The 12,138-nt window shown below is 70.3% G+C and carries 11 protein-coding genes; 1 reads left to right on the top strand and 10 read right to left on the bottom strand.

The features are described 5' to 3' along the window. Nucleotides 1–27: 27 nt before the first annotated feature. From J8M51_RS28855 to J8M51_RS28810, 10 genes are all read right to left on the bottom strand, one after another. On the bottom strand, nt 28–558 hold the full coding sequence (locus J8M51_RS28855) for a GNAT family N-acetyltransferase (RefSeq protein ID WP_086754382.1): 531 nt from the start codon (nt 556–558) through the stop codon (nt 28–30). Then, a complete protein-coding gene (locus tag J8M51_RS28850) occupies nt 555–1,307 on the bottom strand; it encodes a PIG-L deacetylase family protein (RefSeq protein ID WP_267299565.1) in 753 nt (250 codons plus the stop codon). Before J8M51_RS28850 ends, J8M51_RS28855 begins: the two co-directional genes overlap by 4 nt. Before the next feature lie 39 nt (nt 1,308–1,346). Continuing rightward, nucleotides 1,347–2,648 (bottom strand): alpha/beta fold hydrolase, encoded by a 1,302-nt coding sequence (locus J8M51_RS28845; RefSeq protein WP_086755071.1) that lies wholly within the window; start codon nt 2,646–2,648, stop codon nt 1,347–1,349. Nucleotides 2,649–2,794: 146 nt separating this feature from the next. Then, complete coding sequence (locus J8M51_RS28840) at nt 2,795–3,820, bottom strand: LacI family DNA-binding transcriptional regulator (protein ID WP_086755063.1); 1,026 nt, start codon at nt 3,818–3,820, stop codon at nt 2,795–2,797. Between the two features lie 113 nt (nt 3,821–3,933). After that, nucleotides 3,934–5,358, bottom strand: coding sequence for a BNR repeat-containing protein (locus J8M51_RS28835; protein ID WP_086755064.1), 1,425 nt, complete (start codon nt 5,356–5,358; stop codon nt 3,934–3,936). Between the two features lie 79 nt (nt 5,359–5,437). Beyond that, on the bottom strand, nt 5,438–5,758 hold the full coding sequence (locus J8M51_RS28830; RefSeq protein WP_086755065.1) for an L-rhamnose mutarotase: 321 nt from the start codon (nt 5,756–5,758) through the stop codon (nt 5,438–5,440). Nucleotides 5,759–5,775: 17 nt separating this feature from the next. Then, entirely contained in the window at nt 5,776–6,858 is a 1,083-nt protein-coding gene (rhaS, locus tag J8M51_RS28825) for a rhamnose ABC transporter substrate-binding protein (RefSeq protein WP_086755066.1), read from the bottom strand. Between the two features lie 68 nt (nt 6,859–6,926). Continuing rightward, a complete protein-coding gene (locus J8M51_RS28820; protein ID WP_086755067.1) occupies nt 6,927–7,940 on the bottom strand; it encodes an ABC transporter permease in 1,014 nt (337 codons plus the stop codon). Further along, nucleotides 7,933–8,973, bottom strand: a complete 1,041-nt coding sequence (locus J8M51_RS28815; RefSeq protein ID WP_086755068.1) for an ABC transporter permease — start codon at nt 8,971–8,973, stop codon at nt 7,933–7,935. The genes J8M51_RS28820 and J8M51_RS28815 overlap by 8 nt, the downstream gene beginning before the upstream one ends. Next, on the bottom strand, nt 8,970–10,487 hold the full coding sequence (locus tag J8M51_RS28810) for a sugar ABC transporter ATP-binding protein (RefSeq protein WP_086755069.1): 1,518 nt from the start codon (nt 10,485–10,487) through the stop codon (nt 8,970–8,972). The genes J8M51_RS28815 and J8M51_RS28810 overlap by 4 nt, the downstream gene beginning before the upstream one ends. Before the next feature lie 258 nt (nt 10,488–10,745). On the opposite strand from J8M51_RS28810, the gene rhaI reads away from it, so the two are divergent. Continuing rightward, nucleotides 10,746–11,915 (top strand): L-rhamnose isomerase, encoded by a 1,170-nt coding sequence (rhaI, locus tag J8M51_RS28805; RefSeq protein ID WP_267299564.1) that lies wholly within the window; start codon nt 10,746–10,748, stop codon nt 11,913–11,915. Nucleotides 11,916–12,138 lie beyond the last annotated feature (223 nt).

Genomic DNA, 12,138 nt, shown 5'->3' with positions numbered 1-12,138 from the left:
CCTAACGAGGCCCCCTCGCCCCGGCGCTCAGTCCCGCCCCGGCTCCAGCTCCAGCTCCAGCCGCCAGTCGTTCGACATGTTCCAGTGCCCCTTCGGGTACTCCACGGAGACCTCGCCGAACAGGGTGAACCCGGCCCCGCGGCACACCGCGTTCGACGCGGTGTTCGCCACCCGCGGCAGCGCGTGCACAGAGCGGTGCGTCCGTGCCTGCCGCGCCGCCTCGACGACCGCCCGGGCGGCCCGTACGGCGAGGCCCCGGCCCTGGAACTCGGGCAGGATCCCCCATCCGGTCTCCCAGACGGTCTCGCCCCGCCACTCGTGCTCCCAGTAGCCGATCGAGCCGACCGCCTCACCGGAGCCGGCCAGCACGACCCGGTACATCCGCCCGGGCGCCACGGCGAGATAGCGGCGGTGCCGGGCGAGCAGTTCCTCCTCGGTCTCCGGGCCGCCCAGGTGCTCGGTCATCCGGGGGCTGTTGCCGCGCCGCAGGAGCCCGAGGTCGTCCTCGGACCAGGGCTCCAGCCGCACCCCGGGCCCGGCGCTCCCGTCGCCCGTCACCGGGGGAACACCTCGAAGGCCACGGCCGGTCTGCCGCCGAACCGCTCCCCCGTGCTCCGGGCGAAGCCGGTGAGGAAGTCGCGGGCGTATGTCTCCGGGTCCTCCTTGGTCAGGACCTCCAGGTAGGTGCGGTGTTCCAGGAGGGAGGCGACCGCGCGGTCCAGGCCCGCCGTGGCGTCGACGGCGTGGGTGGGGCTGGAGGAACCGGCGACGGCGACCCAGCGGACGCCGTCCCAGGGCTCCAGGCCCTGTTCGACGAGTTCGGGGAAGATCCAGCGGTTCCCCGCGTCCCCGGCGGCGTCCAGGGTGGCGCGGCCCACCGCCACATGGTCGGGGGTGTTCCAGGCGACCCCGCCCCAGGTGTCGCGGTGGTTGAGGGTGACGATCAGCTCGGGGCGGTGCCGGCGGACGGCGGCGGCGATGTCCCGGCGCAGGGCGGGCCCGTACTCGACGACGCCGTCCCGGTGGTCGAGGAACTCGACCACCGACACCCCCACCACGGCCGCGCTCGCCCGCTGCTCCCGCTCGCGCAGCGGGCCGCAGCGCGCGGGCTCCAGGGTGTCGATGCCGGCCTCACCCCGGGTGGCCAGGACATAGGCGACCTCGCGGCCGGCGTCGGTCCAGGCGGCGATCGCCGCCGAGCAGCCGTATTCGAGGTCGTCCGGGTGGGCCACGACGGCGAGGGCGCGCGTCCAGTCGTCGGGCAGGGGTTCGAGCTGGTCCGGCTGGTCCTGCTGCGGGTCGGTCATATCGGCACAGTAGCCCCGGGCACTGACAACCGGTCGGCGTTACGCGTCGTCGCGCGTCAGTGCCAGCAGCCGGTCCAGGACCCGCGGTCCCCCGGCCCGGACGCCGTCGTGCTCGAACTCGTCCGTGACCCAGGTGCGCAGGCCCCGGATCGCGCGGGCGGTGCGCAGGGAGTGGGCCGTGTCGACGTACATGTCGTCGTGGTAGATCGCGGCGGCGACCGGCACCTCGTTGGCGGCGAGCCGGTCCGGGTCGTACAGGGGGGTCCAGCCCCGCCGCCCGGCCAGTTCCTCGGCGGTCTCGCGGAGCGGGCGCAGGGCGGGGTCGCTGTCGAACATCCAGGGGTGCACGGACTCCCCCGTGAAGAGCACCGGGCCGTCGCCGGTGAGTGCCTTGGCGGCGTCGAACTGCGGGAACCGGCCGCGCACCCGCTCCGCCGCCCAGTCGGTGGGGCCCGCGTCCTGGCCGTAGATGGCCTCGTGCAGGAGCGCGTACAGGGGGTGGCCCGCGTACGACAGCAGGCCCTGGACCTCCTCCTGGAAGGAGTCGGCCAGGGCGGGACCGCCGGGGGTGCGGACGAAGGCGTCCTCCAGCAGGAAGTGCAGCCGGTGGCTGCCGTCGCCGCGGCCGAGCAGGATGCCGAGGGACTGGAACGCCTCGACGGTGAGGCGGTAGCCGCCCGGGAGGACGACGTCGTGCTGGAGCAGGTGCTCGGCGATGTGCCGGGCCCGCTCGACGTCCTGCGGGTAGCGGGCGTAGTGCGCGGCGACCTTGCGTTCGATGCGCGGGAAGGCGGCCTGGTAGACCTCGTCGGCGCCTGCGTCGAGGGAGGGCAGTCCGCCGGTGATGACGACCCGGCTCAGGCCCTCGGGCGCCTCGGAGAGATAGCCGACCGCGCAGAAGCCGCCGAAGCTCTGGCCGAGGACGGCCCAGGGGGCGCCGCCGGTGATCCCGGGGCGGATGGCCTCGCAGTCGCGGACGATGGAGTCGGCGCGGAAGTGGGCGAGGTAGTCGGCCTGTTCGGCGGGGCCGCCGCGCAGCGGGAGGGTCTGGCGGTTGGCGGGGGTGGAGGCGCCGGTGCCGCGCTGGTCCAGGAGCAGGACGCGGTACTCCGCGAGGGCCCGCTCCAGCCAGGCCTCACGGCCGACGAAACGGTTCGCCCCGAAGCCGGGGCCGCCCTGCAGATAGACCAGCCAGGGCAGTTCGGCGTCCGCCTTGTCGCTCGCGACGACCTCGCGCGCGTACAGCTCGATCCGCTCCCCCGCCGGGTCGTCGTGGTCGAGGGGGACGGCGAAACGACGGTCGGTGAGGACGACACCGGGCTGCCGGTAGCTGACGGACAACAGGGCTCCTTGGGCGGACGGATTCCAGGCCGTGGTCCAGTCCAGCACACATTTTCCGCCCGGCCGACCCCGTGGATCAAGAAATTCTCGCTGAACCGGGGATCAGTACGCCGGCCGCGGGCGCCCCGCGGCCACTGAACAGCCGGTCAGCGCGCCGAGAGGCTGGAGCGGCGCACCACCAGCTCGGGCTGGAGGACCACGCGGCGGTGTTCGTGCCGCGTGGGTGCGGTCTCGGCCTCGGTCTCCTCCAGGAGGAGTTCGGCGGCCAGGGCGCCCATGGTGACGGCGGGCTGCCGTACGGAGGTGAGGGGGACGGCCGCGGCGGCGGCGAACTCGATGTCGTCGTAACCGACGATGGCGAGGTCGTCGGGGACGCTCACCCCGGCCGCGTACATGGCCTGGAGCACGCCGAGGGCGAGCAGGTCGTTGGCGCAGAAGACGGCGGTGGGGCGGTCGGCGAGGCCGAGGAGGCGGGCGCCCGCGTCCCGGCCGGCGGCCACGTCGAGGCGTTCGGTGGGCAGCTCGCGCAGGGCCTCGGGGCCGAGCCCGGCCTCCCGCAGGGCGTTGAGGGCGCCCGTACGGCGGTCGCGGACCTGGTTGAGCCCCGCCGGTCCGCTGACGTACGCGATGGAGCGGTGGCCCGCGTCCACCAGATGCCGTACGGCGAGCGCGCCGCCGGCGACGTCGTCCACGGAGACCGAGCACTCGGTGGTGCCCTCGGCGACCCGGTCGACGAGGACGAAGGGGATGCCGTGGCGGCGGAACGCCTTGATGTTGCGGCCGGTGGCGTCGGCCGGGGTGAGCAGGACACCGCGCACCCGCTGTTCGGCGAAGAGCGACAGGTACTCGGCCTCCTCGCCCGCGCTCTGCGCGCTGTTGCAGACCATCACGCCGAGTCCGGCGTCGCGCGCGGCCCGCTCGGCTCCGCGCGCGACGTCGACGAAGAAGGGGTTGCCCATGTCGAGCACGAGCAGCCCCATGATGCGGCTCCGCCCGGCCCGCAGCTGGCGTGCCGACTCGCTGCGGACGTAGCCGAGGCGGTCGATGGCGGCCAGCACCCGGGCGCGGGTGCCGGACGCCACCGAGTCGGGCCGGTTGATGACGTTGGAGACCGTGCCGACGGAGACTCCGGCGGCTGCGGCGACGTCCTTGATACCCACCGGCTGCGACATCGGACAGGGACCTCCAGGAAGGTACGGGAGCGGCGGGCCTACGGTCACATTACCTTCGGGACCGTCACGGGAACGGCCCGGTCAGGTGCGCGGACACGCCGCCCGTACGGTAGTCAGGCGGGCAGGGCGAAGTCGATGACGCGGAGCGCCGAGGGGGTCGTACCGCTGGACTTCACCTGGTACATCACGGACAGCACATTGTCCTGGGCGATACGGCTCTCGTCGAAGACGACCTCGCCGAAGGCGTTGAGCCCGGAGCCGTCGAACAGGATCGTCCAGTCGGTGTGCCCGGAGGCCGCCGAGGCGCCGGCGATCCGGCCGAACGGGAAGATCGCGTAGGCGTTGTTGTACTTGTCCATGACCAGTTTGGTGCGCTGGCTGGAGTTGAGCGGCACCGGTATCTCGGTCTTCGTCCAGGGGCCGGAGGCGCTCTTGCGGACGAGGAAGGCGCGGCCGTTGGCCGTGCGGTTGGCGACGTAGTTGGTGGTGCACTGGCCGAAGCGGCCGGGGACGTAGCTGATGATGGCGTGCGGCCGGCCGGCGGAGTCGGTCCACTGGCTCTCCTGGTTCATCAGGGAGTGGTCCGGGTTGAGCGCGTCCACCACCAGGCCCGCGTCGGTGACGGAGACCTTGTCGGAACCGCCGGTGGTGCCGACGACGGTGCCCGCGTTGTTGCGCCAGGTACGGCCCCGGTCGTCGGAGTAGACGTAGCCGGTGTCGTGGTTGGTGATGCCGCCGCCGTTGCACATCACGGCGCCGTTCTGCTCGCGCCAGGTGAACAGGGCGTGCAGGCGGCCGTTGCGGTCGTAGTCGATGCCGTGCAGGTACATGTTGCGGGCCGTCGAGGAGCCGTGCTCGCTGGTGTACGTGCCGGTGGAGGACGTCCACTCGCCGAGGTTGGTCCAGGAGGTGCCGTCGTACTCGGCGAGGGCGTTGCGGCCGTTGCCGGAGATACCGGCGCGGTAGCTCAACTGGAGCTTGCCGTCGGGCGTCGAGACGAACTGCGGGTAGGTGAACTGCGAGGTGAGGGCGAGTCCGTCGAGGGTGGACTGCGGGGCACCGAAACGGCTCGCGACCCAGCTGAGCCCGCCCGGGTTGTCCATGAGCCCGGCGACCGACTTGACATAGGTGAAGCCGTCGCTGTGCGAGTCCATGTTGAGGTGGAGGCGGCCGTCGGTCCTGGAGACGCCCATGGAGATGACGTTGTGGGAGTCGTTGTAGCGCAGGGTGTGGCCGACCTTGACGGTGGACCAGGTGCCGGAGCCGAGGACCCGGCGGCCGACGACGGCGTTGCGGTCGGCGGTGTACCAGACGGCGTACTGGTAGCCCTTGTAGGTCAGCAGGGCGTTCTTCTGGAACGCGTTGTTGTTGACCAGGCCGTCGTAGGACACGAAGAAGATGGCCTGGCTGTCCAGCAGGGTGTTGCCGGTCTGGGTGACGGACGGGCCGGGGTCGGCGGCGCGGGCGGCCGTGGCGCCGAGGGCGGGGGTCGCCACGGCACCGGCGAGTGCGGCGCCGAGCAGCGTACGTCTCTTCATCTCGGGACTCCGTTGTCGAGCGAGGTGGGGAGGGGGAGGGGAGGGTGCTGCGACGTGGGGGGTCGGGCGGAGCTACGGGTCAGGCCAGGTGGAAGACCTCGGTGAGGGGTTTCATGGCCTCGTCGGGGCGGGCGCCGTCCAGCGATTCGAAGAACGGCGCCATCTCCGTCTGCCAGCGGGCGTTGACGTCGGTGGCCTCCATACCGGCCAGGGCGGCTTCGAAGTCCTCGGTCTCCACGTAGCCGACCAGGAGGCCGTCCTCGCGCAGGAAGAGCGAGTAGTTGTGCCAGCCGGTGGCCGAGAGCGCCTGAAGCATCTCGGGCCACACGGCGGCGTGCCGCTCGCGGTACTCGTCGAGGCGGTCCGCCCTGACCTTCAGCAGAAAGCACACGCGCTTCATCAACACCCCTAAGTCGCTCAGAAGTTGAACTGGTCGATGTTGTCCTTGGTGAACACGGTCGGCTTGCCGAGGCTGATCACACCGTCCTTGCCGATGGTGTACTCACCCATGTCGCCGGCGGTGAAGGTCTCGCCCTCCTTGCCGGTGATCTGACCGGAGACCAGCGCCACGGAGGTACGGGCGGCCAGCTCGCCGAGCTTCGCCGGGTCCCACAGCTCGAAGCCCTCGACGGTGCCGTCCTTGACGTACTTGCGCATGTCGTTGGGGGTGCCGAGGCCGGTCAGCTTGACCTTGCCCTTGTACTTGGAGCCCGACAGGTACTGGGCGGCGGCCTTGATGCCGACCGTGGTCGGGGAGATGATCCCCTTCAGGTTCGGGTACTCCTGCAGCAGGCCCTGTGTCTGCTGGAACGACTTCTGGGCGTCGTCGTCACCGTAGGCGACCTTGACGAGCTTGATGTCCTTGTACTTGGGGTCCTTCAGCTCGTCCTTCATGAAGTCGATCCAGGTGTTCTGGTTGGTCGCGGTCTGCGCGGCCGACAGAACGGCGATCTCGCCCTTGTAGCCGATCTGCTCGGCGAGCAGCTGGACCTCGGTGCGGCCGAGGTCCTCGGCGCTGGCCTGCGAGACGAAGGCGTTGCGGCACTCCGGCTTGGTGTCGGAGTCGTAGGTGACGACCTTGATGTCGTTGCTCATGGCCTGCTTGAGCGCGGTGCACAGGGCGCCCGGGTCCTGCGCGGAGACGGCGATCGCGTCGACCTGCTGCTGGGTGAGCGTGTTGACGTAGTTGACCTGGCCGGAGGTGTCCGTGGCGCTGGACGGGCCGACCTCCTTGTAGCTGGAGCCCAGCTCCTTCAGGGCCGCCTCGCCGCCCTTGTCGGCGGAGGTGAAGTACGGGTTGTTGACCTGCTTCGGCAGGAAGCCGACGGTCAGGCCCTTCTTCAGCTCGGCGTTCGGGTCGGCCTTGCCGGTCGCCGCGGCGGAGGCGGAGTCGTCCTTGACGTCGCTCTTGGTGGTGCCGCCACAGGCGGTCAGGGCGAGTGCGAGGGAGGTGGCCGCGGCGAGGGCCGCACAGGAGCGACGGAGGGTTGCCTTGCGCATGAGGGGTCCTTTGATACGGAGGGACGGAACGGTGGGCTGTACTGGATCGGCGGTGGGGGGCCAGCCGTTCAGGGGGCTGGTGTGGGCGCCTTGGCAACCGGCGCCGAGGCCGCTCTGCGGCCGGCTCTGGCGACGGAGATCTGGCGTGCGACCCGGGGGCCGAGCACGGAGAGGACGAGCAGGACACCGGTGACGACGATCTGCGACTGGGCGGAGACGTCCTGGAGGCTCATGACGTTCTGCAGGGTGCCGAGCAGGAACACACCGGCGATCGCGCCGCCGAGCGTCCCCTTGCCGCCGTCGAAGTCGATGCCGCCGAGCAACACGGCGGCGATGACGGAGAGTTCGAGGCCGGTCGCGTTGTCGTAGCGGGCGCTGGCGTAGTGCAGCGCCCAGAAGATACCGGTGAGGGAGGCCATGAGGCCCGTCACGGTGAAGAGGATCAGCTTCTGGCGCTTGACGCGGATACCGGTGAAGCGCGCGGCCTCCTCGCTGGCGCCGATCGCGAACAGGGAGCGCCCGAACGGGGTGGCGTGCAGGGCGATCACGGCGATGACGAGCAGCACCAGGAAGGGGATGAAGGCCTGCGGGACGAAGCTGTCGCCGATCCGGCCGGCCGCGAAGTCCAGGTACTGGGTGGGGAAGTCGGTCACGGCGTCGGAGCCGAGCACGATCTGCGCGATGCCCCGGTAGGCGGCGAGCGTACCGATGGTGACGGCGAGGGAGGACAGACCGAGCTTGGTGACCAGCAGACCGTTGATCAGTCCGCAGACCACGCCGAGGGCCAGACAGATCGGGATGATCGTCTCGATGGTCATGCCCTGGTTCCACAGGGCGCCCATCACCGCGCCGGAGAGTCCGGCGGTGGAGGCGACGGACAGGTCGATCTCGCCGGAGACCACGAGGAGGGTCATCGGGAGGGCGACCAGCGCGATCGGCAGGGTGTTGCCGATGAGGAACGACAGGTTGAGGGCGTTGCCGAACCCGTCGACGGTGGTGAAGGAGAGCAGGAGGACGACGATCAGGGTGGCGCCGACCACGGTGTCCCAGCGGATCGCGCGCGACAGGGTGGAGTCAGCCATGGCGGGCGTTCCTCTTCTTCAGGGCTGCCGCCACCCGCAGCGCGACGACGCGGTCCACGGCGATGGCGAGGATGAGCAGGATGCCGTTGATGGCCAGCACCCACACCGAGCTGACGCCGAGGGCGGGCAGCACGCTGTTGATGGAGGTCAGCAGCAGGGCGCCGAGCGCCGCGCCGTAGACGCTGCCGGAGCCGCCGGTGAAGACGACACCGCCGACGACGACCGCGCTGACGACGGTGAGTTCGTAGCCGTTGCCGGTGCTGGAGTCGACGTTGCCGAAGCGGGCCAGGTACAGCGCTCCGGCGAGGCCGGCGAGGGCGCCGCAGAACGTGTAGGCGACCAGGATGCGCTTGCGGACCGGGATACCGGCGAGCCGGGCGGCCTCCGGGTTGGAGCCGAGGGCGTACAGCTCGCGTCCGCTGCCGAAGTGCTTCATGTAGTACGCCGTCGCCACCAGCACCGCCACCGCGATCAGCGCCAGGTAGGGCACCGCGGAGATGCCGCCGGAGCCGAAGTCGACGAAGCCGTCGGGGAGGGCGGACGCGGTGATCTGGCGGGAGCCGACCCAGATCGAGTCGATGCCCCGGATGATGTACAGCGTGCCGAGGGTGACGACGAGGGCGGGGACCTGACCGAGGCTGACGAGCAGTCCGTTCAGCAGACCGAAGCCGATGCCCATCAGGACCGCGAGAGCCACGGCCACGACCGCGTTGCCGCCGCCCTGGAGATAGGTACCGGCGGCGAAGGCGCTGATGCCGAGGGTGGAGCCGACCGACAGGTCGACGTTGCGGGTGATGACGACCAGGGACTGGCCGACGGCGACCAGCACCAGGATGGTCGCGTTGAGCAGCAGGTCCTTGATGCCCTGTTCGGTGAGGAACTCGCTGTTGCCGAGCTGGGTGACGACGATCATCACCAGGAAGACGACCAGGATGGCGAGTTCGCGCATCTTGAAGACGCGGTCCACGAGCCGGGTGCCGCTGGACTTGGGCACCTCGGTGACGGGGCTGTTCTGAGGGGTGGTCACCGTCATGCGGCGGCCCTCCCGGTGGCTGCGGCCATCACGGATTCCTCGGTGGCTTCGGAGCGAGGGATCTCGGCGGTGAGCCGGCCCTCGTGCATCACGAGCACGCGGTCGGCCATACCGAGGATCTCGGGCAGGTCGGAGGAGATCATCAGCACGGCGACCCCGTCGGCGGCGAGCTGACTGAGGAGGCGGTGCACCTCGGCCTTGGTGCCGACGTCGATGCCCCGGGTGGGCTCGTCGACGATCAGCACCTTGGGGCCGGTGGCGAGCCACTTGGCGAGGACGACCTTCTGCTGGTTGCCGCCGGACAGGGTGTTGACGGTGTCGGCGATCCGGGCGTACTTGACCTGGAGCTTGACCGCCCAGTCGAGGGAGCGGTCGCGTTCGGCGCCGCGGTCGACGAGGCCGGCCCTGACGCTCGTACGGAGCCCGGTGAGGCCGATGTTCCGCTCGATGGACATGTCCATCACCAGGCCCTGGGCGCGGCGGTCCTCGGGGACCAGGGCGAGCCCGGCGGCCATCGCGACGGACGGGGCGCCGTTGGTGAGCGCGCGGCCGTCGAGGTCGACCTCGCCCGCGTCCCAGCGGTCGATGCCGAAGACGGCCCGCGCGACCTCGGTGCGGCCGGCGCCGACGAGACCGGCAAGGCCCACGATCTCGCCGCGGCGGACGTCGAAGGAGACATCGGTGAAGACGCCCTCGCGGGTCAACCGCCGCACGCTCAGCGCGACTTCACCCGCCTCGACGTCCTGCTTCGGGTACAGCTCCTCCAGGTCGCGGCCGACCATGCGGCGGACCAGGTCGTCCTCGGTCATGCCGTCGATCGGTTCGCTGGAGATCCAGGCGCCGTCGCGCAGGGTGGTGACCCGCTGGCAGATCTGGAAGATCTCCTCCAGCCGGTGGGAGATGAACAGGACGGCGGAGCCCTGCTCGCGCAGGGTGCGGACGACGCCGAAGAGCCGGGCCACCTCGCTGCCGGTGAGGGCCGCCGTGGGCTCGTCCATGATCAGGACGCGGGCGTCGAAGGAGAGCGCCTTGGCGATCTCGACGATCTGCTGGTCGGCGATGGACAGTCCGCGCGCCGGGCGGTCGGGGTCGAGTTCGACACCGAGCCGCTGCATCAGGGCGAGGGTCGCCGCGTGGGTGGCCTTGTGATCGATGCGGCCGAGGGCGCGCCGTGGCTGGCGGCCCATGAAGATGTTCTCGGCGATCGAAAGGTCGGGGAAGAGCGTGGGCTCCTGGTAGATCACGGCGATACCCGCGTCCCGGGCGTCGGCCGGGCCGTGGAAGACCGTGGGCTCGCCGTCGAGGAGCACCTGACCGGAGTCCGGTCGGTGCACCCCGGCGAGGCTCTTGATCAGGGTCGACTTGCCCGCGCCGTTCTCCCCGGCGAGTGCGTGCACCTCGCCCGGGAACAGTTCGAGGGACACGTCCCGCAGGGCGCGTACGGCGCCGAAGGACTTGGAGACGCCCTTCAGCGCGAGAACGGGGGCCGGACCCGTGTCGGACCGGTGGGTCATGGAGGCTCCTCGACGACGGCCGGTGGCTAGCGGAGAAGCTGCCTCACTCCGTCGTGAAAGGTTTCAACTAGGTTGCCGGGACGTTAGGCATCAGTCGCATGTCACGTCAATGGGTTCCGGTCGAAATTCTTTCGATAGAAGTGGTCACAACAGGGTCACGGAGAACGGTATTGAGCACAGGGCTTGACAGTCCGGCGAGGCACTCATAGTTTCCGGTGCTGAATCGTTTCAGACATCGAAGCCGGTAGGAGCCCTGACGTGACCGAGCTCGCCGCGGTGAAGGCCGCCCTCAAGACCCAGGCCGTCGAGACGCCGTCGTGGGCGTACGGGAACTCCGGAACCCGCTTCAAGGTGTTCGCCCAACAGGGTGTCCCGCGTGATCCCTGGGAGAAGCTGGACGACGCCGGGAAGGTCCACGAGTTCACCGGCGTGGCCCCGACCGTGGCGCTGCACATCCCGTGGGACAAGGTGGAGGGCTCCGACGGGTACGCAGAGCTGTCGAAGCACGCGCGGGAGCGTGGTGTGAAGCTGGGCGCCATCAACTCCAACACGTTCCAGGACGACGACTACAAGCTCGGCAGCGTCTGCCACCCGGACGCGGCGATCCGGCGCAAGGCCGTCGATCATCTCCTGGAGTGCGTCGACATCATGGACGCGACCGGGTCGCGCGATCTCAAGCTGTGGTTCGCGGACGGTACGAACTATCCCGGCCAGGACGACATCCGTGAGCGGCAGGACCGGCTGGCCGAGGGCCTCGCCGAGGTGTACGCGCGGCTCGGGGACGACCAGCGGATGCTGCTGGAGTACAAGTTCTTCGAGCCGGCGTTCTACTCGACCGATGTCCCGGACTGGGGCACCGCCTACGCGCACTGCCTGAAGCTCGGGCCGAAGGCGCAGGTCGTGGTCGACACCGGGCACCACGCGCCGGGCACCAACATCGAGTTCATCGTGGCGACGCTGCTGCGGGAGGGGAAGCTCGGGGCGTTCGACTTCAACTCGCGCTTCTACGCGGACGACGACCTGATGGTCGGGGCGGCCGATCCCTTCCAGCTGTTCCGGATCATGTACGAGGTGGTGCGTGGGGGTGGGTTCACTCCCGAGGTCGCGTTCATGCTCGACCAGTGCCACAACATCGAGGCGAAGATCCCGGCGATCATCCGGTCGGTGATGAATGTGCAGGAGGCGACGGCGAAGGCGCTGCTCGTTGACCGGGAGGCCCTTGCTGTTGCTCAGCGGGACGGGGATGTGCTGGAGGCGAACGCGGTCGTGATGGACGCGTACAACACGGATGTGCGGCCGTTGCTGCGGGAGGTGCGGGAGGAGATGGGGTTGGACCCCGAGCCGTTGAAGGCCTACCGCGCGTCCGGGTGGGCGGCGAAGATCGTCGAGGAGCGGGTGGGTGGGGAACAGGCGGGGTGGGGGGCCTGATCTCCGGGTTCCGTCTGCCTGTTCTTGTTCGTCGCGGGCTGCGGGCCGGTTCGTGGCCGGTCGCGCAGTTCCCCGCGCCCCTGAAAGCGGCCTGCGGCCCTTTCGGGACGAAAAGCACGGGGCGCAGCCCCTGCTTTTCAGGGGCGCGGGGAACTGCGCGAGAAGCCCCACGGACCCGCACCCGGCGACGCACCCCGACCCCCGAGCTGAACCCCGTACCCAT

This window comes from Streptomyces griseiscabiei, assembly GCF_020010925.1.
GTDB classification, from domain to species: domain Bacteria; phylum Actinomycetota; class Actinomycetes; order Streptomycetales; family Streptomycetaceae; genus Streptomyces; species Streptomyces griseiscabiei.
The sequence above is the reverse complement of the archived record's forward strand: the minus strand, read 5'-3'. Positions and strand labels throughout refer to the sequence as shown.